Source organism: Pseudomonas sp. TE3-3-F2023 (assembly GCF_036784815.1).
GTDB lineage: Bacteria > Pseudomonadota > Gammaproteobacteria > Pseudomonadales > Pseudomonadaceae > Aquipseudomonas > Aquipseudomonas pudica.
The window spans coordinates 734,031-757,238 of sequence record NZ_CP145113.1 but is presented as its reverse complement, the minus strand read 5'-3'; the positions used below and the strand labels follow the sequence as shown (position 1 = coordinate 757,238).

Genomic DNA, 23,208 nt, shown 5'->3' with positions numbered 1-23,208 from the left:
GGCCCGTTCCATCCAACACCCCAATATTCCTGCTAGGAGCAAGGCATGAAACTGAAGCGTTTGATGGCGGCCCTCACCTTTGCCGCCGCTGGCGTTGCAACCGCCAACGCGGTAGCCGCTGTCGATCCTGCGATCCCGACCTACACCAAGACCACCGGTGTTTCGGGCAACCTCTCCAGCGTCGGTTCGGACACCCTCGCCAACCTGATGACTCTGTGGGCCGAGGCCTACAAGAAGGAATATCCGAACGTAAACATCCAGATCCAGGCTGCCGGCTCCTCCACCGCGCCACCCGCGCTGACCGAAGGCACCGCCAACCTCGGCCCGATGAGCCGCAAGATGAAGGACGTCGAGCTGCAGGCCTTCGAGCAGAAGTACGGCTACAAACCGACCGCCATCCCGGTCGCCGTAGACGCCCTGGCTGTGTTCGTGCACAAAGACAACCCGATCAAAGGCCTGACCATGGCCCAGGTCGACGCCATCTTCTCTTCCACCCGCCTGTGCGGTGGCAAGGCCGACGTCAAGACCTGGGGTGACCTGGGCGTGACCGGCGACCTGGCCAACAAGCCAGTACAGTTGTTCGGCCGGAACTCGGTATCCGGCACCTACGGCTACTTCAAGGAAGAAGCCCTGTGCAAAGGCGACTTCAAGCCTAACGTCAACGAACAACCTGGCTCGGCTTCGGTCGTGCAGTCGATCAGCTCCTCGCTGAACGGCATCGGTTACTCGGGCATAGGTTACAAGACCGCCAGCGTCAAGACCGTTGCCCTGGCCAAGAAGGAAGGTGGCGAGTTCGTTGAAGACAACGAAGCCAACGCCCTGAACGGCACCTACCCGCTGTCGCGCTTCCTGTACGTTTACGTCAACAAGGCCCCGAACAAGCCTCTGGCCCCGCTGGAAGCCGAGTTCGTCAAGCTGGTGCTGTCGCAAGCCGGCCAGCAGGTCGTGGTGAAGGATGGCTACATCCCGCTGCCGGCCAAAGTCGTCGACAAGACGCTGGCTGACCTGGGTCTGTCCCACGCAGGTAACGTTGCAAAAAAGTAAGTAACTGAGGGGAGGCCGGTGCTGATGCCCGGCCTCCTCCACGAATTTCCAGTCCGAAGCCAGGTTTCCTGTGCGGCGGGCTTTCGTGCGTCATCACTTTGTAATGTTTTTGTCACACGGGACCGCTAGGGTGTGCGCATGAATGATCTGGCCAACTCCAACATGACCCAAAACTCCCAGCCCGTGCGGATTGATTTCAATACGCCGGAGTTGCAACGCAAGCGCCGCATGCGCGCGCTCAAGGACCGCCTGACCCGCTGGTATGTACTGGTGGGCGGGCTTGCCGTATTGGCGGCGATCACCCTGATCTTCTTCTATCTGGCTTATGTGGTGCTGCCGCTGTTCCAGGGCGCCGAGCTGACCAGCAAGAAAGCCCTGGAGCCGACCTGGCTGCAACAGGATGCCGGCAAGCCGCTGATGATCGCGCTTGAAGAGCAGAACCTGGTGGGCATGCGCGTTTCGGACAAGGGCCAGGCACTGTTCTTCGATACCAAGACTGGTAACGAGCTAAAGCGTGTCGACCTGCCACTGCCGGCAGGCACCCAGGTCACTTCGATCAGTGCCGACCAGCCGGGCAGTCCACTGGTGGTGCTGGGCTTGTCCAATGGCCAGGCGCTGGTGTTCCACCACACTTACAAGATCACCTACCCGGACAACAAGAAAACCATCGCCCCCGGCATCGACTACCCGTACGGCGAGCAGCCGTTCGTGCTCGACGAGCAGGGGCGTGCCCTGGAACATGTCAGCGTCAACGTCAATGGCGACACCCTGCTGATGGCCGGTTCCACCGGCGCGCATCTGCAGGTGGTCGAGCTGACCCGCACCGAAAACATGATGACCGAAGAGGTCACCACCGAGCAGAACCGCATCGAACTTCCGCAGATGACCGAAACGGTGAAGAACATCTTCATCGACCCTCGTCAGCATTGGCTGTACGTGATCAACGGTCGCGCCACCGCGGACGTGTTCAACCTGCGCGACAAGAGCCTGAACGGCCGCTACAAGCTTTCTGATAGCGCCGACACCGAAATTACCGCCACTGCCCAGTTGGTCGGCGGCATCTCGCTGATCATCGGCGATTCCAAGGGCGGCCTGGCCCAGTGGTTCATGGCCCGTGACCCGGATGGCGAATCGCGCTTCAAGCTGATCCGCACCTTCCAGATGGGCAAGGCAGCGGTCGTGCAGATTGACGCCGAAGAGCGCCGCAAGGGCTTCGTCGCCCTCGACGCCGCAGGCGAGCTGGGCGTGTTCCACAGCACCGCACACCGTACCTTGCTGGTCGAACCGGCCGCCGAAGGCCCTGGCATCCTGGCCCTGTCGCCACGTGCCAACCGAATCATCATCGAAGAAGGCGGCAAGCTGCTGCCGCTGAGCCTGCGCAACCCGCACCCGGAAATTTCCTTCAGCGCGCTGTGGGGCAAGGTGTGGTACGAGAACTACGACGAGCCGAAATACGTCTGGCAATCGACCGCATCGAACACCGACTTCGAGCCCAAGCTGAGCCTGTCGCCGCTGACCTTCGGTACCCTGAAGGCCGCGTTCTACGCCATGATCCTGGCGGCCCCGCTGGCGATTGCCGCGGCCATCTACACCGCCTATTTCATGGCCCCGGGCATGCGCCGCAAGGTCAAGCCGGTGATCGAACTGATGGAAGCGATGCCGACGGTGATCCTCGGCTTCTTCGCCGGTCTGTTCCTCGCCCCGTACCTGGAAGGCCACCTGCCGGGCGTGTTCAGCCTGTTCCTGCTGATGCCGCTCGGTATCCTGCTGGCCGGCTTCGCCTGGACCCGCCTGCCCGAGTCGATTCGCCTGCGTATCCCGGATGGCTGGGAGGCGGCGATCCTGATCCCGGTCATCCTGTTCACCGGCTGGTTCGCCCTGACCATGAGCCCGCACCTCGAAAGCTGGTTCTTCGGCGGCGACATGCGCCTGTGGATCACCAATGACCTGGGGATAACCTACGACCAGCGCAACGCCCTGGTCGTGGGTATCGCCATGGGCTTCGCGGTCATCCCGAACATCTACTCCATCGCCGAAGACGCCGTGTTCAGCGTACCGCGCAGCCTTACCTTGGGTTCCCTGGCCTTGGGGGCGACGCCCTGGCAGACCCTGACCCGCGTGGTCATCCTCACCGCCAGCCCGGGTATCTTCTCGGCGCTGATGATCGGCATGGGCCGTGCGGTGGGCGAGACCATGATCGTGCTTATGGCCACCGGCAACACCCCGGTGATGGAGTTGAACCTGTTCGAGGGCATGCGCACCCTGGCCGCCAACGTGGCCGTGGAAATGCCGGAATCGGAAGTCGGCGGCAGCCACTATCGCGTGCTGTTCCTGGCCGCGCTGGTGCTGCTGATGTTCACCTTCATCATGAACACCTTGGCCGAGCTGATTCGCCAGCGTCTGCGCAAGAAATACTCGTCGCTTTGATAGAAAGGTAGAGATCCGTGAAAAAGGATTCCCTCAAAGGCTGGTTCAAGAGCGGCGCCCCAGGCGTCTGGATGAGCGGCGGCGCGGTGGCCATGGCAGTGATCATGACCGTTGGCCTGCTGGCGGTAATTGCCGTGCGCGGCCTGGGCCACTTCTGGCCGGCCGATCTTGTCCAGGCCACCTACAAGGTGCCGGGCCAGGCCGACCACGTCGTCATTGGCGAAGTGGTGCAAAAGGAAGAAGTACCTCGTGCCCGCCTGAAGGGCGCCGGCCTGCCAGTGCCTGATCAAGGCCCGGAGTTCATGACCCGTGAGCTGATCAAGGTGGGCAACCGCGACCTCAACGGCAGCGACTTCACCTGGGTGGTCGGCGACTGGCTGGTCGACGAAAAGCACCCGACCGACCTGATCGCCCTGGAGCGCCGCGAGTGGGGCAACTTCTACGGCTACCTCGTCAGCGTCAAGGAAGAAGGCCGCGTGGTCGCCGAAGGTGCTGCCGCCTGGACCGAACTGCAGGCCCGCCTCAAGCGTGCCAACCAGCTCAACAGTGAGCTGCAAAGCCTCGAAAAGAAAGACATCGGTGCTATCAACCATGGCCTCGAGCGCCTGCGCCTGCAGGCGCGCAAGCTGGAACTGGACGGCAAGCTGGACGCCGCCGCTCAGGCTGACATGGACGCCGAACGCGCCGAGCTGAACAGCCGCTACAAGGCCATTGAAGACCGCCTGACCGGCCTGCACCAGGCCTTCGCCCGCGACAGCCTGGTGGCCCGCGATGGCAACGGCCGTGAAGTGGAAATCAACCTCAGCAAGGTGGTGCACGCCATCCAGCCGAACGCCATGTCGGGGTTCACCAAGCTGGGTACCTACTTCACCAAGGTCTGGGAGTTCCTAAGCGACGATCCGCGTGAAGCCAACACCGAGGGCGGTATCTTCCCGGCCATCTTCGGTACCGTGATGATGACTCTGATCATGGCTGTTATCGTCACCCCGTTCGGTGTACTGGCTGCCGTGTACCTGCGCGAATACGCCAGACAGGGCCCGGTGACCCGCCTGATCCGCATCGCGGTGAACAACCTGGCCGGTGTACCGGCGATCGTCTACGGCGTGTTCGGCCTGGGCTTCTTCGTCTATGTGCTGGGTGGCTCGATCGACCGCCTGTTCTTCCCTGAAGCGCTGCCGGCTCCAACCCTGGGGACTCCTGGCCTGCTGTGGGCATCGCTGACCCTGGCGCTGCTGGCCGTGCCGGTGGTGATCGTGGCAACCGAGGAAGGCCTGGCGCGTATCCCGCGTACCGTGCGCGAAGGCTCGCTGGCCCTGGGCGCGACCAAGGCCGAAACCCTGTGGAAAATCGTTCTGCCGATGGCCAGCCCGGCGATGATGACCGGCATGATCCTCGCCGTGGCCCGCGCTGCCGGTGAAGTGGCACCGCTGATGCTGGTAGGTGTGGTGAAGCTGGCCCCGTCGCTGCCGGTGGACGGGAACTACCCGTACCTGCACCTGGACCAGAAGATCATGCACCTGGGCTTCCACATCTATGACGTCGGCTTCCAGAGCCCCAACGTCGAAGCCGCGCGGCCGTTGGTATACGCCACCGCGTTGCTGCTGGTGCTGGTGATCGCGGCCCTCAATCTCTCGGCCGTGTGGATCCGCAACCACTTGCGCGAGAAGTACAAGGCTCTCGACAGTTGATCCTGATTGCAAGCGTGCCGCCCGTGAGCCGGGTGGCCCTTTGAAACGAATTGTTAGCGTATGGAGTTGACCATGCAGCAAGAATCCCATGCCCACGGCATCGACATGTCTGCCCTGGGCCGCGACAAGCAGAGCCTGCGCCTGGCCGAAGAAACCGTAGCCATCGAAGTGCCGGGCCTGAGCCTGTTCTACGGCGACAAACAAGCGCTGTTCGATGTGCAGATGAACATCCCCAAGCAGCGTGTGACCGCCTTCATCGGACCGTCCGGCTGCGGCAAGTCGACCCTGCTGCGCACCTTCAACCGCATGAACGACCTGGTTGACGGCTGCCGCGTGGAGGGCGCCATCAACCTGTACGGCAACAATATCTACCGCAAGGGCGAGGATGTGGCCGAGCTGCGCCGCCGTGTGGGCATGGTGTTCCAGAAGCCCAACCCGTTCCCCAAGACCATTTACGAAAACGTGGTATACGGCCTGCGCATCCAAGGCATCAACAAGAAGCGCGTGCTGGACGAAGCGGTCGAGTGGGCGCTGAAGGGCGCGGCCCTGTGGGACGAGGTCAAGGACCGCCTGCACGACTCGGCACTGGGCCTGTCCGGTGGCCAGCAGCAGCGTCTGGTCATTGCCCGCACCATCGCCGTGGAGCCGGAAGTGCTGCTGCTCGACGAGCCGTGCTCGGCACTGGACCCGATCTCGACCCTGAAAGTCGAGGAACTGATCTACGAACTGAAATCCAAGTACACCATCGTCATCGTGACCCACAACATGCAGCAGGCGGCCCGTGTTTCGGACTACACCGCATTCATGTACATGGGCAAACTGGTCGAATTCGGGGATACCGACACCCTGTTCACCAACCCGGCGAAGAAACAGACCGAAGACTACATCACCGGTCGCTACGGCTAAGCCTGGCCAGCCAGGGCACGACACGAACTACTTGAAGCTTGCAGCTTCTTCGCGGAGCGAACGATGATCAACAAAGAAAGCCTTACGCATCACATTTCCCAGCAGTTCAACGCCGAGCTCGAAGAGGTGCGTAGCCACCTGCTGGCCATGGGCGGCCTGGTCGAAAAGCAGGTCAACGACGCAGTCACTGCGCTGATCGAAGCCGACTCGGGCCTGGCCCAGCAAGTGCGCGAAGTCGACGAGCAGATCAACCAGATGGAGCGCAACATCGACGAGGAGTGCCTGCGCATCCTCGCCCGCCGTCAGCCGGCGGCCTCCGACCTGCGCCTGATCATCAGCATCTCCAAGTCGGTGATCGACCTGGAGCGTATCGGTGACGAGTCGACCAAGATCGCCCGTCGCGCCATCCAGCTGTGCGAGGAAGGCGAGTCGCCGCGCGGCTATGTCGAGGTGCGTCACATCGGCGATCAGGTGCGCAACATGGTCCGCGACGCTTTGGACGCCTTTGCCCGCTTCGACGCCGACCTGGCGCTGTCGGTGGCCCAGTACGACAAGACCATCGACCGTGAATACAAGACCGCCCTGCGTGAGCTGGTGACCTACATGATGGAAGACCCGCGCTCGATCTCGCGGGTACTGAGCGTGATCTGGGTGCTGCGTTCACTGGAGCGTATCGGCGACCATGCGCGCAACATCTCCGAGCTGGTGATCTACCTGGTGCGCGGCACAGACGTGCGTCACATGGGCCTCAAGCGCATGACGGCAGAAGTGCAGGGCACTGCTGTTTCCGACGGCGAAAACGCTAATGTTCCGGCCGAACCTGACGATAAGTAAGGTTGCTCCCGAGCATCGACGCCCGGCCTTGGCCGGGCGTTTTCGTTTGCGGTCGAGGAGCCGGCAGGCACCCGCGAACGATGTGAAGAAGTCCCGGCGTGACCAGGTTGTAGCAAGTGGCCATTATTCGGCGGTAGGCTAGTCGGGATTCAGAAGGAGTATCGATGAGTAAAGTGAATGTGCTGGTCGTGGATGACGCCCCGTTTATCCGTGACCTGGTCCGCAAATGCCTGCGCAATGCCTTCCCGGGCATGACCATCGACGACGCCGTCAACGGTCGCAAGGCCATGGCCATGCTGGGCAAGGAAGCGTTCGACCTGGTCCTGTGCGACTGGGAAATGCCGGAAATGTCCGGTCTGGAGCTGCTCACCTGGTGCCGCCAGCAGCCGGAGTTGAAGAGCCTGCAGTTCATCATGGTGACCAGCCGAGGCGACAAGGAAAACGTCATCCAGGCGATTCAGGCGGGCGTTTCCGATTTTGTCGGCAAGCCGTTCACCAACGAGCAATTGCTGACCAAGGTGAAAAAGGCCCTGACCAAGATCGGCAAGCTCGACAGCCTGATGGCCAGCGGCCCGGCACGGGTCAACTCGGCGTTCGCCAATGACTCGCTGAATGCGCTGACAGCCGGCAAGCCTGAAGCGGTGAAAGTCACGGCTCCAGCGCCGGCGCCTGCACCCGCCAGGCCAGTGGCCAGTGCCCCCCGGCCCGCCGCTCCAGCGCCGACCGGCCGTGGCCAGGGCCAGTTGCGGCTGGCCGGCGGCATGCAGCCGTGCGTGATCAAGGCGCTGAGCTTGAAAGAGGCCTTGCTGGTGGTGCGCCGTGGCGAAGCGCTGCCCCAGGTGCTGGAAGGCGCGGTGCTGGACCTGGAGCAGGGCGAGAACGCCGAAGTCGCGCGGCTGAACGGCTACCTGCATGCCGTAGCGGCACTGGAACCCAAACCCGACAGTGACTGGTTGCAACTGACCTTCAAGTTCGTCGACCAGGATGCCCAGAAGCTCGACTACCTGTCGCGGCTGATTGCCCGCGGGACGGCGCAGAAGCATTTCACCCCGGGCGCCTGAGTAATGACTACTGGCCCCAGCGTCGGCAAGCCAGCTCTCACAGGTACAGCGTCAACCTTTGGCCTTGTGCATTTCCTGTGGGAGATGGCTTGCCGGCGATGGGGCCAGTCCTGTTGACGCCATCCGACCAACTGTCATACCCGCCACAAAACCCCCTGCTAGGCTTCGACAAATCATAACTGTCAAAAAGCCACTATCATGCCCGCCCGCCTGCTGCTGTTCTGTGCATTGCTCATGGCCTCGGCGTCGAGCCTGGGCATGACCATCTACGAGATCACCGATGACGGCCGTGTGACCTCCTATTCCGATCGGCCCGGCCCCGGTGCCAAAACCTTTGTGCGGCGCGTGCCCATGGTCGAGGTGCCCGAAGGCCAGGTGCTGCTGAACGCGATAACCTTCAACGGCGGCGTGAGCTTTTCGGCCCGCAACCAGATGCATGTGCCGGTGGAGGTGGAACTGCGCCTGGACAACCTGGTGAACGCTCAAGGTGGCAATGCCCCGCGTACCGTGCGCCGGGTACTGCCGCCGCGCACCACGCAAATGCTAAGCGTGCTCAGGGGGCGGCCCGGGATGCTGCTGAACTACCGCTCGACCCTGCTGCAGGCCATGGGCGACCCGGGCAAGCGGCCTCAAGGCTTCCGCTATGCATTCCCCTGGATCGGCGGGCCGTTCCGCGTGACCCAGGGCCCCAATGGCCGGATCAGCCATTTTGGGCCCAAAGGGCGTTATGCCATGGATATCGCCATGCCCGAAGGCACCACAATCGTTGCGGCGCGGGAAGGGGTGGTGGTGAAGACGGAGAACAGCCAGAGCGGGCGCGGCCCCAACCCGTCGGGCAATTTCGTCAGGATCCTGCACCCGGACGGCACCATGGGCGTATACCTGCACCTGATGCGCGGTTCGGTGGTGGTGGCGGAGGGGCAACGGGTGCGGCAGGGGCAGATGCTGGCCAAGTCGGGCAATACCGGCAACAGCAGCGGGCCGCACCTGCATTTCGTGGTACAGCGCAACGTGGGGTTGGCGCTGGAGTCGATACCTTATCGGTTCGACAGACCGATCAGTGGGTTGCCTGATTTCACTGCGGGTAACCCTTGAGGTTGCCGGGGCTGCAAAGCAGCCCCATGGATCCTCAATCCAGCTTGAGTACCTTGGCCAGCACGATCTTCGGCCCTTTCATCTTCTTGATGATGATGCGCAGACCTTCGACCTCGAGCACTTCCTCTTCTTCAGGCACGCGCTTGAGGGTCTCGTAGACCAGCCCGGCGAGGGTTTCCGCCTCGATATGGTCTAGGTCGACGCCCAGCAGGCGCTCGACCTTGAACAGCGGCGTGTCGCCGCGCACCAGCAGCTTGCCCGGCTGGTAGGCAAGGATGCCGCGCTCGGTCTTGCGGTGTTCGTCCTGGATGTCGCCTACCAGCACTTCCAGCACGTCTTCCATGGTCAGGTAGCCAATCACCTTGCCATCGGCTTCCTCCACCAGTACGAAGTGCGCACCGCCCTTGCGGAACTGCTCCAGCAACTGCGCCAGCGGCATGTGCCGCGACACGCGCTCCAGTGGCCGGGCCAGGTCGTCGAGGTCGATGGTTTCGGGCAGGTGCTCGAGTTCGGCCAGCTCCAGCAGCAGGTCCTTGATGTGCAGCAGGCCGGTGAACTCCTCACGCTCGGCGTCGTATACCGGGTAGCGGCTGAATTTGTGACGGCGCACCAGGGCCAGGATCTGCTTCAACGGCGCATGGGCATCGATGCTGACCATGTCCTCGCGCGAGTTGGCCCAGTCGACAACCTCCAACTCGCCCATTTCCACGGCCGAGGCCAGCACGCGCATGCCTTGGTCGCTCGGGTCCTGGCCACGGCTGGAGTGCAGGATCAGCTTGAGCTCTTCACGGCTGTAGTGGTGCTCGTGGTGTGGGCCGGGCTCGCCCTGGCCGGCAATGCGCAGGATGGTGTTGGCGCTGGCATTGAGCAGGTAGATGGCCGGGTACATCACCCAGTAGAACAGGTACAGCGGCACGGCGGTCCACAGCGACAGCAGTTCGGGCTTGCGGATGGCCCAGGACTTGGGCGCCAGCTCGCCGACCACGATATGCAGGTACGAGATGACGAAGAAGGCGACGAAGAACGAGATGGCCTTGATCAGCTCGGGCGTGTCCACGCCCAGGTAGGCCAGCAGCGGCTCGAGCAGGTGGGCGAACGCCGGTTCACCGACCCAGCCCAGGCCCAGCGAGGCTAGGGTGATGCCCAGCTGGCAGGCCGACAGGTAGGCGTCGAGCTGGTTGTGTACCTTGCGCAGGATGCTGCCACGCCAGCCATGCAGCTCGGCGATGGACTCGACGCGGGTGGCGCGCAGCTTGACCATGGCGAACTCGGCGGCAACAAAGAAGCCGTTGAGCAGCACAAGAAGCAAGGCAAAGATGATCATGCCGAAATCGGCGAATAACGAGGTGAGGCTGATACCAGGGGAAGGGTCCATGATGGAGTTTTTACGGGGTCCGTCTTCGAGATAGAGAGAAAAAAAGTGCCAGCTCTTGCTGGCACAGGGGGTCCAATGTAGCGGCTGGGGCCGTAAAAGCAAAGGGTGGCGGACTTATTGCGGTCCTTGTGGGAGCGGGCGTGCCCGCGAAGGGCTGCGCAGCAGCCCCGATCTCAAGCCTTGCCGTTAGCCAATTGTGCCGGCGCGAAGTGACAGGTAAAGGTACTGCCATGCCCCGGCACGCTGCTGATCTCCAGCTTGCCGCGGTGGCGCATAAGCACATGTTTGACGATCGCCAGCCCCAGCCCGGTGCCGCCGGTATTCGAGGCACGGCTGGAGTCGACCCGGTAGAAGCGCTCGGTCAGGCGTGGCAGGTGCTTGGCATCGATGCCCACCCCCGAGTCCTGCACCGACAGGTGCGCGCCCTGAGCATCGGCCCACCAGCGAATACGGATGCTGCCTTCGTCCTGGGTGTACTTGACCGCGTTGAACACCAGGTTGGAAAAAGCACTGCGCAGTTCCGACTCGCTGCCTTTCAGCTGTACGCCGGGCGCGGCTTCCAGGGTGATGCGCTGGTTACGGGGCCCGGACAGCGCCTGGGCGTCGTTCTTGATCGCGGCGAGCAAGGCATCGACCGCCACTGGCTGGTTGTCCGACGGGTAGTCGGTGGCCTCCAGCTTGGCCAGCAGCAGCAGGTCGTTTAGCAGCGTCTGCATGCGCGAACCTTGCTGGCTCATCTGCTGCAGGGCTCGGCTCCAGCGCGGGTTCACGTCTTCGACGTTGTCCAGCAAGGTTTCCAGATACCCGGTGATCACCGTCAGTGGTGTGCGCAGCTCGTGGGATACGTTGGCGACGAAGTCCTTGCGCATCTGCTCCAGCTGGTGGATGCGTGTCACATCGCGCACCAGCATCAGGTGCTCGTTGTTGCCGTAGCGGGTGATGTGCAGCTGTACGCGCATGCGGTCGTTGATCGGCGAGGGGATTTCCAGCGGCTCAAGGTAGTTCCCTGCCTCGAAATATTCCTTGAAGCGCGGGTGGCGCACCAGGTTGGTCACCTGCTGGCCGCCGTCCTGTGGGGTCTTGAAGCCCAAGAGGGTTTCGGCGGCGCGGTTCCACCATTCCAGGTTGCCGTCGCTGTCCAGCATGATCACCGCGTCACGCAGCGCGGCGGTAGACTCCTGCACCCGGTCGATCACCGCCTGCAGGCGGCCGCGCACGCGCTGGTCGCGGCGTTGCAGGTGGTAGATGCTGTCGAACACCTCGCCCCACAGGCCGTAGCCATCGGGCGGTGCTTCGTCGGGTTGGTGGTTGCGCAGCCAGTCATGCAGGCGCAGCAGTTGCTTGAGGGTCCAGCCCAGGTAGAGCGCCAGGCCGATGGCCAGGCTCCAGCCATAGTAGCCGCTGACCAGCCCGCCGATCAGGCAGACGGTTATCAGCAGCAGCAGGTGGCGAATCAGGGTCGCGTGCCAGTTCTGGTTCAATTGACGGTCCTTGTACAACGACGTGCAGCTTGGCGCTTTTCAGCTCGATCAGCTCTTGGTCGAGAAGCGGTAGCCGGTGCCCCGGACGGTTTGTACCAGATTTTCGTAGGCTTCACCCAGCGCCTTGCGCAGGCGGCGGATGTGTACGTCGACGGTGCGCTCTTCGACATAGACGTTACCGCCCCACACCTGGTCCAGCAGCTGGCCACGGGTGTAGGCGCGCTCCTGGTGGGTCATGAAGAACTGCAGCAGGCGGTACTCGGTAGGGCCCATCTCGGCTGGCTTGCCGTCGATGGTCACGCGGTGGCTGATCGGGTCGAGCAGCAGGCCGCCGACTTCGATCGGTGCCTCGCTATCGCTTGGGCCGGTGCGGCGCAGAACGGCTTTCAAGCGGGCGACCAGTTCACGCGGCGAGAACGGCTTGGTGATGTAGTCGTCGGCACCCACTTCCAGCCCTTGGATCTTGTTGTCCTCTTCACCCTTGGCGGTGAGCATGATGATCGGGATGTCGCCGGTCAACTCGTCGCGCTTGAGGCGGCGGGCCAACTCGATGCCAGAGGTGCCCGGCAGCATCCAGTCGAGCAGGATCAGGTCCGGTTTGCGGTCGACGATGATCGCGTGGGCCTGTTGGGAGTTTTCCGCTTCCAGGCAGTCATAGCCGGCCATTTCCAGGGCAACGGCGATCATCTCGCGAATCGGTGCTTCGTCGTCGACGATCAGAATGTTCCTGCCAACCATGCTCAAAACCTCTCCTGGATACGGTGTCTTGGCCCGCATTAGATAACGGAATTATTGCAGCTGTGTGACAGGGTGTTGGCCATTCTGGCGACATTCCATGACTGAACTAGGCTTGAAAGGGCCGTAGTTGTGGCAGTCAGAACTCAAACCCCCCGAAACAATGGTGAATCCAATGACACGACAAACGCTGAGCTGGATGGCCCTTTTCACTGCGCTGGCGCTCCCGGGGGTGGCCTTGGCCGACCATGCGATGGAGAAGGGCGGCATGTTGGTCGATCATGCCGGCATGACCTTGTACACCTTCGACAAGGATGCGGGCGGCAAGTCGATGTGCAATGGCGAATGCGCCACCAACTGGCCGCCGCTGATGGTCAAGGCTAATGACGAACCGGCCAAGGACAAGTGGACAGTGGTGATGCGCGATGATGGCAGCAAGCAGTGGGCCTATGACGGCAAGCCGCTGTACACCTTCATCAAGGACAAGAAGGCCGGGGACAAGACCGGTGATGGTTTGAAGGATGTCTGGCACGTTGCCAAGCCTTGAAGTCCCGGGGCCGCTTTGCGGCCTATCGCCGGCAAGCCAGCTCCCACAGGTTATGTGCAGGCTGTAGAGACAGCGCTGTACCTGTGGAAGCTGGCTTGCCGGCGATAGGGCAATCAGCCTTAACGCAATGCGTAATCCAGCACCACACCAATGAACACCAGCATCCCCGCCCAGTGGTTGTGCAGAAACGCCTTGAAGCACGACTCCCGGTCCAGCTTGCGCGTTGACCAGTATTCCCAGGCAAAGCACGCCGCCGCGCCCAGCAGCCCCAGATGGAACCAGCCACCCAGCTCGAAGCGGCTGCCGGCCAGCAACAGGCAGCCCAGCGACAGCAGCTGCAGGGTCAGGATGATGGTGCGGTCGGCGTCGCCGAACAGGATAGCGGTCGACTTCACGCCTATCTTCAGGTCGTCATCACGGTCAACCATGGCGTAGTAGGTGTCGTAGCCCACCGTCCACAGCAGGTTGGCGATATACAGCAGCCAGGCGCTGGCCGGCAGCTCGCCACCCGCTGCGGTGAAGGCCATGGGAATGCCCCAGGAATACGCCGCCCCCAGCACCACCTGGGGGTAATAGGTGTAGCGCTTCATGAACGGGTAGCAGAACGCCAGTGCCACCGCACCGAACGACAGCCAAACCGTGCGGCTGTTGGTACACAGCACCAGCAGGAAGCTCACTCCGACCAGGATGGCGAACAGCGCCAGTGCTTCGCGCGGGCGGACCCGGCCGCTGGCCAGGGGGCGGTCGGCGGTGCGTTTGACGTGGCCGTCCACCTTGCGGTCGGCAAAGTCATTGATGCAGCAACCTGCGGCGCGCATCAGCACCACACCGAGGCCGAAGATCAGCACGTTGGCCAGGGTTGGTGAACCGTTGCCGGCAATCCACACCGCCGACAAGGTCGGCCACAGCAGCAGGTAGATTCCAATCGGCCGGTCCATGCGGCTGAGCTGGACGAAGTCCCAGGCCCGCGGGTGCAGGCGGTTGAGCGACTTGAGCAGTTGCAGGTACATCAGCGGTTTTCCTCCTTGGCCGCTTGCCACAATGCTGGCAGGAACACCTCTGCCACCAGCAGGTCCAGGCCGCCACGTTCGAAGCGCGAACGGCGGCCCCACAGCGCCGCATGGGCGGCATCGCTCGGGAGCCAGGCGTGTGGATAACTGCACACCTCGATGGGGTGGCGGATGAACGCCTGGTCGCAGAAAAGCAGCTCGCCCAGCGAGCGGCTGCCCAGGGTTTCCAGGTCCAGCCCGCCGCGCTCCAGGGCGCTGCGGCTGGCGACGCTGCGGGCGAAAACCCAGGGTTGGCCATGGCCGCGCAGGTACACCTCACGCACCCAACCCTCGGCGCCGGCGGCGATGCCCAGTGCCTGGCATTCGTCATCGCGCAGCGGCTGCCAGCCCTCGAACAGCGGGGTGACGGAGAAATGATCATTGGACAGGCGGGTCAGGCGACGGGTCAGCGAGCCCTCGTCGAACAGCCAGTCAAGGGTAGGCTGGTCGATATCGGTCGCCAGCCGTGAATACGGCAGCCACGCGACAGCGGCTGCTTGCGGGGATTCGTACGACACGTCGGTCTGCTTGTTACAACCAGAGAGGCGGCGAGCTTAGCATGATTGCCCCGACTGCTTGCATACTGCTGGCAGGGCCGCTACAAAGCCCCCACGAATTGCGCGCTGGCTTCTTCGCGGGCGCGCCCGCTCCTATAGGTTATGCACAATTCCTGTGGGAGCGGGCATGCCCGCGAAGAGGCCATCAGCAGCAACAACGCTCCAGCCTGAACCGAGGAAACCCACCCCCATGAAAAAGTGGCAATGTATTGTCTGTGGCCTGATCTACGACGAAGCCGAAGGCTGGCCCGACGACGGCATCGCCCCCGGCACCCGCTGGGAAGATGTGCCTGAAGACTGGCTGTGCCCCGATTGTGGCGTGGGCAAGAGCGACTTTGAAATGATCTCCATCGGCTAATCGAGGAAAGCACGACATGACGTCCCCTGTGGTAATCATCGGTACTGGCCTTGCGGGCTACAACCTGGCCCGTGAATTTCGCAAGCTCGATGCGCAGACGCCGCTGCTGCTGATCACCGCTGATGACGGTCGTTCCTACTCCAAGCCCATGCTGTCCACCGGCTTTGCCAAGCAGAAGGATGCCGACGGCCTGTGCATGGCCGAGCCGGGTGCCATGGCCGAGCAACTGAATGCCGAGATTCGCACCCATACCCGCATCAGCGGCATCGACCCGGGCCACAAGCGCCTGTGGATTGGCGAGGAGGCGGTGGAGTACCGCGACCTGGTGCTGGCCTGGGGCGCGCAGACCGTGCAGGTGCCGATCGAAGGTGATGGTGGCGATCGAGTGTTCCCGATCAACGACCTGGAAGACTACGCGCGCTTCCGTGCCGCCGCCGTCGGCAAACAGCGCGTGCTGATCCTCGGTGCCGGCCTGATTGGCTGCGAATTCGCCAACGACATGAGCTTGGGCGGCTTCCAGGTCGATGTGGTAGCGCCGTGCGAGCAAGTCATGCCGACTCTGCTGCACCCGGCCGCTGCCACTGCCGTGCAGGCCGGGCTGGAAGGCCTGGGCGTGCGCTTTCACCTCGGCCTGGTACTGACCCGCCTGCAGCAGGTGGCCCAGGGCCTGGAGGCGCACCTGTCCGACGGCAGCGTGATCGCCTGCGACCTGGTGGTTTCGGCCATCGGCCTGCGCCCGCGCACCGACCTGGCCGCCGCTGCCGGCCTGCAGACCAACCGCGGCGTTTGCGTCGACCGCCAGTTGCGCACGTCCCACGCCAACATCTTTGCCCTTGGCGACTGTGCCGAAGTCGATGGCATCAACCTGCTCTATGTGATGCCGCTGATGAGCTGTGCCCGAGCCCTGGCGCAAACCCTGGCCGGCAAGCCGACAACGGTCGCCTACGGGCCGATGCCGATCACCGTGAAAACCCCGGCCTGCCCGCTGGTGGTCTCGCCGCCGCCCCAGGTTCATGAAGGCACCTGGCAGGTAGAGGGGCAGGGCAGTGACCTCAAAGTGCTCTGCATTGATGCAGAGGGCAAGCTGCTGGGCTACGCCCTCACCGGGGCGGCCGTGATGGAAAAGCTGGCCCTGAATCGCCAGCTGCCGGCCGTGATGGCGTAAATAGCTGGTGTTCTGTCGGATTTATCCTGTTGTTGCTTGCACAATGGCCGCCCAGATACTGGCGCGGCCCCTGTGCACGTGCCATCCTCACTTCCGTCTGCCGCAGATTAGAGCCTGCGGTGCCTTGAGCGCTGCTCCCAGGGCAGCACGGCATAACAACAAGAATTCCGTCAAAGAGGCTTCACTATGCGCAAACCAGAACTCGCCGCCGTCATCGCCGAAAAGGCCGATCTGACCAAGGAAAAGGCCAATCAGGTTTTGAACGCGATTCTCGACAGCATCACGGGTGCCCTGGACAAGGACACCGTGACCCTGGTCGGTTTCGGCACTTTCGAAAAACGTCATCGCGGTGCGCGTACCGGCAAGAACCCGCAAACCGGTGAACCGGTCAAGATCAAGGCCAGTAATACCGTGGCCTTCAAGCCAGGCAAGAACCTGCGCGACAGCGTCAACGCCCCCGTCAAGCCGGCCAAGAAAGGCAAGTGATCGCTCCCTGACAACCCCAGTGTCAGCCAAGCGGGCGCCCCAGGGCGCCCGTTGTGCTTTCTGCAGGCAAAATGTTTCGAACTTGCATAAATAGTTCCGGAAAAGGATAGACTGCGCGCCTTAGTCACTTTTAATTCGAGGCGCGTTGATGAAGTTCCGCTTTCTTCTCTGGGCCATGGGGCTGTTGATGGCCAGGGCCAGCCGAAACAACCCGGCGTTCCAGCAGCAGCTCAAGGGCAAGGACCTGGTGTTCCAGATGCAGACCCTGGACGGCAAGGTCGCCCGGCACTTCATCGTCAACAACGAACGCGTCAGCAGCAAGGGCGGCGCGCACCCGCAGCCGGCGTTCGCCATTGCCTTCAAGGATGCCGCCTATGGCTTCGCCACCATGCAGGCAGGTAACAAGCAGTTGGCGTTCATGCAGGGGATTCAGGACAAGCACATCCAGATCAAGGGCAACCCGGCGCTGGTGATGTGGTTCCAGGGGTTGATGAAGTACCTGAAGCCGAAGAAGAAGGGCTGAAATTGTAGGGGCTGCTTTGCAGCCCAATCGCCGGCAAGCCAGTTTCCACAGAGATAGCACTGCCCTCAGGCCAGTGTCGAACCTGTGGGAGCCGGCTTGCCGGCGATTGGGCCGCAAAGCGGCCCCTTTTGATATCAGTGCGGTGCGTGGAACTGCGAAGCCAGCTCACGCAGCAGGCTCTCTGCCTCGAGCACCTTGTTCACTACATCCTCGGCCTTGTCCCGGGTAATCCCCAGCCGCTCCAGCAATTCGTCTGGAATCTCTTGCTGCGGCCCCGAGCCAATCCCCCGCGAGCGCAGCAGGCGGGTAGCCAGGCACACCAGGTTGGGGAACGCTGAAAACTCGCCTTCATAGGCCGGGTCGTGCTGGAAGCGCAGCGCGGTGGATAGTTCTTCCGGCATGTCCCACAGCTTCATCAGCCAGGCACCGATCTGCTCGCGGCTGATGCCCAGCAGGTGTTGCTCCACGTAGGTGTGACACAGGTGCGGGTTGACCTCCAGGTGGCGGCAGATCAGCGAGAAGTGCGGCGGGAAAACATGCGCCAACAGCAGGTAGCCAAAGTTGTGCAGCAGCCCGGCCAGGTAGGTCAGGCCGGCCTCGGGGCGCTCGGCCCGTGGCATGGCGCGGGTCAGGCCTTCGATGATCGCGGCGGTGTAGATCGACTGCTGCCAGTACGGCGTGGCCTGTTGCGGGTGGTCTTTCGGCAGACTCAGGGTCTTGCCAAGCGCCAGACCCAGGGCCAGATTGATCACCAGGTCGAAGCCCAGCACACGCACGATGGCATCTTCCACCGAGCGGATCTTGCCAGGTGAGGCGTAGTAGGGCGATGCCGCCCAGCTCACCACCTGTGCTGCCAGCGCCGGGTCGGTTTCGACCACGCCGGTGATATCGTCGATGCTGGCGTTGGGGTCTACCCGCAGCTTGATGATCTTTTGCGCGGTATCGGCCAGCGGTGGGATTTCGATTGTTTCTTCCAGGCGCTTCTGGATGCGCCGTGCAGTGAAGGCCTGGACGGCGTTGGTGATTTCACGGGTGTCATCATCGGGGCGGTCGAGGTTGGGGCTGATGGCCTCCAATTCCTGGCCGAAGCTGCTGGCGCTGGCCTTGGCCAGCATGCGCTTGAAGTGCGCGCGCTCGATTTCCAGCAGCAGACCGGCTTCGCCAGACTGGATAAACACGGTTTCAGCGTCGAGCAGGCTCTTTTCGTACTGGCACGGCGAGCTGGTCAGCGCCGGGATGCCTGGCAGGGCCTTGAGCTGGTGTTTGTCCAGCATCTGCTTCAGGCGTGGCACCGAAACCGCGGTGAGCTTGCGCCCGGTCAGTTCGGCCAGGCGGTTGAGGTCCAGCAGCTGGCTCTGCGGGAACAGCACCATCAGGGCGCCGACCTCGTCGTCGAGCAGCACGGCCTGTACCCGCGACGATGCCGGCAGCTGCGGATGTTCGACCACCTCGCGGTAGGCCACGCCGAGTTTGTCGAGCAGCAGCCGGATGACCGAGGGAGCGTGTGGGGTTGCGGTGTCCAGGGCAACTTCAGTCATGGTCCGTATCCACTGATTCTTTTAAACGCGAAGTATAACCAGCCTGGGCGCAGAACTGGATCCATTATGGGACTAGCGTCACACTTGGCCATATTGCTGGCCATGGCGCAGCCAGCGATCGAGCAGTGGGCTGACGTGCTCCGGCCAGCGAGCCATCAGGGCCTGGGCGGCATCGCGCACGGCCGGCAGCAGGTCGGCGTCGCGCATCAGGTCGGCGACCTTGAACTGCAACAGGCCGGTCTGGCGGGTGCCGAGCATCTCGCCCGGGCCACGCAGTTCCAGGTCTTTCTCGGCGATGATGAAGCCGTCGTTGGTTTCCCGCATGATCCCTAGCCGCTCGCGGCCAATCTGCGACAGTGGCGGATGGTACAGCAGCACGCAATGGCTGACGGCGCTGCCACGGCCAACGCGGCCGCGCAGCTGGTGCAACTGGGCCAGGCCCAGGCGCTCGGGGTTCTCGATGATCATCAGACTGGCGTTGGGCACATCCACGCCCACCTCGATGACCGTGGTGGCGACCAGCAACTGCAGGTTGCCAGCCTTGAATTCGGCCATGATCTCGGCCTTTTCCGCCGGTTTCATGCGCCCGTGGATCAACCCCACCCGCAGCTCACCCAGGGCACTGCCCAGCTCCTCGTAGGTGCTTTCGGCGGCTTGGCAGGTCAGCTCTTCGGATTCTTCGATCAGGGTGCACACCCAATAGGCCTGGCGCCCTTCGGCGCAGGCGGCGCGTACCCGCTCGACCACTTCGAAGCGACGGCTGTCGGCCACCAGCACGGTGTTCACCGGGGTACGCCCGGGTGGCAGCTCGTCGAGCACCGAGGTGTCCAGGTCGGCGTAGGCGCTCATGGCCAGGGTTCGAGGAATTGGCGTGGCGGTCATGATCAGCTGGTGCGGGCATAATTCCCCGGCCACGCCCTTCTTGCGCAGGGCCAGGCGTTGCTGCACGCCAAAACGGTGCTGTTCATCGATGATCGCCAGAGCCAGGTGCTTGAACTTCACCTCCTCCTGAAACAGCGCGTGGGTGCCGACTACCATTGGCGCACCGTTGGCGATCTGCTCCAAGGCGCCTGCCCGGGCCTTGCCCTTGAGCTTGCCGGTCAGCCAGGCCACTTCGATGCCCAACGGTTCGAGCCAGCGCTTGAAGGTGATGTAGTGCTGTTCGGCGAGGATCTCGGTGGGTGCCATCAAGGCCACCTGGTAGCCGGCTTCCAGCGCCTGCAGCGCAGCCAGGGCGGCGACCACGGTCTTGCCGGCACCCACGTCGCCCTGCACCAGGCGCATCATCGGCTCGTGCTGGCTGAGGTCGTAGGCAATTTCGTTGGCCACCCGCTGCTGCGCGCCGGTCGGCTGGAAGCCCAGATTGGCCAGGTACTGCGCCTGCAGGCGCTGGGCCTTGGGCAGCACCGGCGCGCGCAGGCTGCGCAGGCTTTCGCGCAGGCGTTGCTGCGACAGCTGGTGGGTCAGCAGTTCTTCGAAGGCCAGGCGGTGCTGGGCCCAGTGCTGGCCTTCGGCAAGCTCGTCGAGGTCGGCGTCGGCCGGCGGGTTGTGCAGGTAGCGTATGGCATCGTCCAGCGGCGCCAGCTGGTAGTCCCGGGCCAGCTCTTCGGGCAGCCAGTCCGGCAGGCTGCGCGGGCCGAGCAGGCCCAGGCTCTGCTGGCACAGCAGGCGCAGGCGTTGCTGGGTAAGGCCTTCGGTGGACGGGTAGATCGGCGTCAGGGTCTGCTCGACCGGTGGCGGCGGCTCGTCGCCGTTCAGCGCACGGTATTCCGGGTGGTAGATTTCCAGGCCCGAAGCGCCGGGGCGGGCTTCGCCGTAGCAGCGCAGATGGGTACCGCGCTTGAGGCCTTCCTTCTGCGCGTTGCTGAAGTGGTAGAAGCGCAGGCTCAGCACGCCACTGCCGTCACCCAGGCGCACCACCAGGCTACGGCGCTTGCCCATGGTTACGTCGGCGCCGCTGACCACGCCCTCGATCACCGCGTCCTGGCCAGGGCGCAGTTGGCCTATCGGCACCACGCGGGTGCGGTCCTGGTAGCGCAGGGGCAGGTGGAACAGCACGTCCTGCAGGGTCTCCAGGCCGACCTTGGCGAGTTTCTCCGCCATGGCCTCGCCTACCCCCTTGAGTACCGTGACCGGGACCTTCGACAGCTCACTCATGACTCAGGCCGGTTGTTCCGCAGGGGCTTTGGCGACCGAGCACAGGCGGATCGAGTCGGCGAGGATCTCGATGGCCTTCGGCCGCGGGAAGCTGGCGCGCCAGGCGATGGCCACGGTGCGGAATGGTGCCGGTGCAGTCAGTGGGCGGACCTCGATGACGCCGGGGGCATAGTGGTGGCTGTGCACCGCCGACAGCGGCAAAATCGACACGCCCAGGCCCGAGGCGACCATGTGGCGGATGGTTTCCAGCGAGCTGGACTCCACCGTAGTGTGCTTGGAGCCTTCACCGCCCTTGTTCAGCGTTGGGCAGGCTTCCAGTACCTGGTCGCGGAAGCAATGGCCTTCACCGAGCAGCAACAGGCTCTTGTCGTTGAGCATGGCGGTGTCGATGGTCTTTTTCGCGGTCCACGGGTGGTCGGCCGGCATCAGGGCGCAGAACGGTTCATCGTAAAGCGGCAAGGTGAGCACGTCGGCTTCGTTGAACGGCAGGGCTATGATCACCGCGTCCAGTTCGCCGTTGCGCAGTTTTTCGCGCAGTACGTGGGTGAAGTTCTCTTCGATGTACAGCGGCATTTGCGGCGCCACGCGGTGCAGCTGCGGGATCAGGTGCGGGAACAGGTACGGGCCGACGGTGTAGATGGCACCGACCTTGAGCGGGGCAGTCAGCTGGTTCTTGCCGGCCTGAGCCAGCTCGCGAATGCCTTGGGCCTGCTCCAGTACCTTTTGCGCCTGGGCGACGATGCTTTCGCCGACCGGGGTCAGGCGGACCGCGCTCTTGCTGCGCTCGAAGATCAGCACGCCAAGCTCATCCTCGAGCTTCTTCACACCGACCGACAGGGTCGGCTGGCTCACGTGACAGCGTTCGGCGGCATGGCCGAAGTGCTGTTCCTGGGCGAGTGTGACGATGTAGCGTAATTCTGTGAGGGTCATAACGTGCGTCCATGAAGTTGCGAGCCCAGCATAGCGGCTGCAATCGATAGACGCACGTTATCAGACTTGCCGATTTGTGACAGAAACAAAAGTCTCAGCGGCGGTCCAGCGAGTAGACGAACGGTGCCACGACTTCGATCGTGCCATTGTTCAGCAACTCGGGTGGCGGCTTGGGTACCGTGCCGGCCCGACGGATCATTTCCAGGGTCGCCCGGTCCAGGGCGGCACTACCCGAGCCACCGGCCATGGAGTACGACACCACCTTGCCTTCGGCGTCGACCACGAAGCGCAGGCGGTTGATGCCCTGCAGGCCGCGACGGCGCGCGTCTTCAGGGTAACGCTTGTACTTGGCCAGGTGACGCAGCAGGTCGCTCTGCCAGGTCGGCAGGGCGTTGCTGTTGGACGCAATGCTTGGCGCCGGTGCCGCGGACTTCTGCGGCGGCGTGTTGCTGGGCGGTGCGTCTACCGTTTGTTCGGTCGGCGGTGCTTCCTTCGGCGGCTCAGGCTTTTTCTCGGGCTTGGGCGGCTGTGGCTTGGCCTTCGGCTTGGGCGGCTTGGGAATGGCGATCTTGGGCTTGGGTGCCTCGGCCAGCTTCGGCAGCGGCGGTTCCTCGACCGGTGCCGGTGGCTGCGGCGCCGCTTTAGGGGGCGGTGGTGGCGCAGGCTCCGGCAAAGGCGCCAGCTCGACCATCATGGCTGCCGGTGGCAGTTCGATGGCTTGGGGCACCGACCAGTTGAGCGTCAGCAGCACGGCGATCACGTGCACGCCCAGCACGATCGCCAGGCTGCCACCGTAGCGCGCCATGTTAGAGCGCGTTCTTGTCATTTCTTGGCTGCCGTCTCGAGACCTACCAGACCGACCTTCAGGTAGCCGGCCGCGCGCATGTTGTTCATCACTTCCATCAGGTCACCGTAATCCACGCCTTTGTCAGCCTGGAAGAAGATGGTTGTTTCCTTGTCGCCCTTGGTCTTGGCATCGAGCATCGGGCCAAGCTGGTCGGGGGCAGGGACCTGATCGTCGCCGACGTACAGCTTCTGGTCGGCCTTGACGCTGACGAACACCGGTTTCTCGGGCCTCGGCGCCGGCTTGGCAGTCGAGGCCGGCAGGTCGACCTTGATGTCGACCGTGGCCAACGGGGCTGCGACCATGAAGATGATCAGCAGCACCAGCATCACGTCGATGAACGGCGTAACGTTGATTTCGTGGTTTTCGGCGAGGTCGTCGCCACCTTCGTTGAGATGCAGGCCCATG

General features: G+C 63.3%; 22 protein-coding genes. 12 read left to right on the top strand and 10 right to left on the bottom strand.

Going from position 1 to position 23,208, the window contains the following annotated elements; genetic code table 11:
- Positions 1 to 45: 45 nt before the first annotated feature.
- The 7 genes from V3314_RS03395 (at position 46) to V3314_RS03365 (ending at position 9,055) form a co-directional block, all read left to right on the top strand.
- Positions 46 to 1,044: a phosphate ABC transporter substrate-binding protein PstS gene (locus tag V3314_RS03395; RefSeq protein WP_013974822.1), complete on the top strand. Its 999-nt coding sequence runs from the start codon at positions 46 to 48 to the stop codon at positions 1,042 to 1,044.
- Between the two features lie 138 nt (positions 1,045 to 1,182).
- Positions 1,183 to 3,471, top strand: a complete 2,289-nt coding sequence (locus V3314_RS03390) for an ABC transporter permease subunit (protein ID WP_085601092.1) — start codon at positions 1,183 to 1,185, stop codon at positions 3,469 to 3,471.
- Between the two features lie 71 nt (positions 3,472 to 3,542).
- On the top strand, positions 3,543 to 5,159 hold the full coding sequence (pstA, locus tag V3314_RS03385) for a phosphate ABC transporter permease PstA (RefSeq protein WP_153670637.1): 1,617 nt from the start codon (positions 3,543 to 3,545) through the stop codon (positions 5,157 to 5,159).
- A gap of 72 nt (positions 5,160 to 5,231) precedes the next feature.
- A complete protein-coding gene (gene pstB / locus V3314_RS03380; protein WP_046613712.1) occupies positions 5,232 to 6,065 on the top strand; it encodes a phosphate ABC transporter ATP-binding protein PstB in 834 nt (277 codons plus the stop codon).
- A gap of 63 nt (positions 6,066 to 6,128) precedes the next feature.
- Entirely contained in the window at positions 6,129 to 6,899 is a 771-nt protein-coding gene (gene phoU, locus V3314_RS03375) for a phosphate signaling complex protein PhoU (RefSeq protein ID WP_013974818.1), read from the top strand.
- Positions 6,900 to 7,063: 164 nt separating this feature from the next.
- A complete protein-coding gene (locus tag V3314_RS03370; protein ID WP_085601095.1) occupies positions 7,064 to 7,960 on the top strand; it encodes a response regulator in 897 nt (298 codons plus the stop codon).
- 198 nt (positions 7,961 to 8,158) lie between these two features.
- A complete protein-coding gene (locus V3314_RS03365; protein ID WP_338459923.1) occupies positions 8,159 to 9,055 on the top strand; it encodes a M23 family metallopeptidase in 897 nt (298 codons plus the stop codon).
- A gap of 34 nt (positions 9,056 to 9,089) precedes the next feature.
- Here V3314_RS03365 and V3314_RS03360 read toward each other — a convergent pair whose 3' ends face one another.
- The 3 genes from V3314_RS03360 to phoB all read right to left on the bottom strand — a co-directional run bounded on the left by V3314_RS03360 (position 9,090) and on the right by phoB (position 12,649).
- Entirely contained in the window at positions 9,090 to 10,430 is a 1,341-nt protein-coding gene (locus V3314_RS03360; RefSeq protein ID WP_013974815.1) for a hemolysin family protein, read from the bottom strand.
- A gap of 173 nt (positions 10,431 to 10,603) precedes the next feature.
- The gene (gene phoR / locus V3314_RS03355; protein WP_046613709.1) at positions 10,604 to 11,911 is read right to left on the bottom strand and encodes a phosphate regulon sensor histidine kinase PhoR; all 1,308 of its coding nucleotides are present in this window, start codon (positions 11,909 to 11,911) and stop codon (positions 10,604 to 10,606) included.
- Positions 11,912 to 11,959: 48 nt separating this feature from the next.
- Positions 11,960 to 12,649: a phosphate regulon transcriptional regulator PhoB gene (phoB, locus tag V3314_RS03350; protein ID WP_003253341.1), complete on the bottom strand. Its 690-nt coding sequence runs from the start codon at positions 12,647 to 12,649 to the stop codon at positions 11,960 to 11,962.
- A gap of 172 nt (positions 12,650 to 12,821) precedes the next feature.
- On the opposite strand from phoB, the gene V3314_RS03345 reads away from it, so the two are divergent.
- Entirely contained in the window at positions 12,822 to 13,193 is a 372-nt protein-coding gene (locus tag V3314_RS03345; protein ID WP_046613708.1) for a hypothetical protein, read from the top strand.
- A 119-nt stretch (positions 13,194 to 13,312) separates the two neighbouring features.
- Here the strand turns inward: V3314_RS03345 and ubiA are convergent, their stop codons facing one another.
- Both ubiA and V3314_RS03335 read right to left on the bottom strand, forming a co-directional pair.
- Positions 13,313 to 14,203: a 4-hydroxybenzoate octaprenyltransferase gene (ubiA, locus tag V3314_RS03340; RefSeq protein WP_015272345.1), complete on the bottom strand. Its 891-nt coding sequence runs from the start codon at positions 14,201 to 14,203 to the stop codon at positions 13,313 to 13,315.
- Positions 14,203 to 14,760 (bottom strand): chorismate lyase, encoded by a 558-nt coding sequence (locus V3314_RS03335; protein ID WP_046613707.1) that lies wholly within the window; start codon positions 14,758 to 14,760, stop codon positions 14,203 to 14,205. The genes ubiA and V3314_RS03335 overlap by 1 nt, the downstream gene beginning before the upstream one ends.
- A 229-nt stretch (positions 14,761 to 14,989) precedes the next feature.
- Between V3314_RS03335 and V3314_RS03330 the strand changes: the two genes are divergently transcribed.
- The 4 genes from V3314_RS03330 to V3314_RS03315 all read left to right on the top strand — a co-directional run bounded on the left by V3314_RS03330 (position 14,990) and on the right by V3314_RS03315 (position 17,331).
- Positions 14,990 to 15,157 carry a rubredoxin gene (locus V3314_RS03330; protein WP_003253349.1) on the top strand — a complete coding sequence of 56 codons (168 nt, stop codon included), beginning with the start codon at positions 14,990 to 14,992 and terminating at the stop codon, positions 15,155 to 15,157.
- Positions 15,158 to 15,173: 16 nt separating this feature from the next.
- Positions 15,174 to 16,322: an FAD-dependent oxidoreductase gene (locus V3314_RS03325; RefSeq protein WP_046613706.1), complete on the top strand. Its 1,149-nt coding sequence runs from the start codon at positions 15,174 to 15,176 to the stop codon at positions 16,320 to 16,322.
- Between the two features lie 186 nt (positions 16,323 to 16,508).
- Complete coding sequence (locus V3314_RS03320) at positions 16,509 to 16,808, top strand: HU family DNA-binding protein (protein WP_013974808.1); 300 nt, start codon at positions 16,509 to 16,511, stop codon at positions 16,806 to 16,808.
- A gap of 148 nt (positions 16,809 to 16,956) precedes the next feature.
- Complete coding sequence (locus V3314_RS03315) at positions 16,957 to 17,331, top strand: helicase (RefSeq protein ID WP_025341122.1); 375 nt, start codon at positions 16,957 to 16,959, stop codon at positions 17,329 to 17,331.
- Between the two features lie 134 nt (positions 17,332 to 17,465).
- Here the strand turns inward: V3314_RS03315 and V3314_RS03310 are convergent, their stop codons facing one another.
- The 5 genes from V3314_RS03310 to exbD all read right to left on the bottom strand — a co-directional run bounded on the left by V3314_RS03310 (position 17,466) and on the right by exbD (position 23,207).
- A complete protein-coding gene (locus tag V3314_RS03310; protein ID WP_046613705.1) occupies positions 17,466 to 18,869 on the bottom strand; it encodes an aminoacyl-tRNA deacylase and HDOD domain-containing protein in 1,404 nt (467 codons plus the stop codon).
- A 78-nt stretch (positions 18,870 to 18,947) separates the two neighbouring features.
- Positions 18,948 to 21,026 carry an ATP-dependent DNA helicase RecG gene (gene recG, locus V3314_RS03305; RefSeq protein WP_338459922.1) on the bottom strand — a complete coding sequence of 693 codons (2,079 nt, stop codon included), beginning with the start codon at positions 21,024 to 21,026 and terminating at the stop codon, positions 18,948 to 18,950.
- Positions 21,027 to 21,029: 3 nt separating this feature from the next.
- Positions 21,030 to 21,956, bottom strand: coding sequence for a hydrogen peroxide-inducible genes activator (locus V3314_RS03300; RefSeq protein WP_013974805.1), 927 nt, complete (start codon positions 21,954 to 21,956; stop codon positions 21,030 to 21,032).
- Positions 21,957 to 22,050: 94 nt separating this feature from the next.
- On the bottom strand, positions 22,051 to 22,782 hold the full coding sequence (locus tag V3314_RS03295; RefSeq protein ID WP_046613703.1) for an energy transducer TonB: 732 nt from the start codon (positions 22,780 to 22,782) through the stop codon (positions 22,051 to 22,053).
- On the bottom strand, positions 22,779 to 23,207 hold the full coding sequence (exbD, locus tag V3314_RS03290; protein WP_013974803.1) for a TonB system transport protein ExbD: 429 nt from the start codon (positions 23,205 to 23,207) through the stop codon (positions 22,779 to 22,781). The genes V3314_RS03295 and exbD overlap by 4 nt, the downstream gene beginning before the upstream one ends.
- Between the last annotated feature and the right edge of the window lies 1 nt (position 23,208).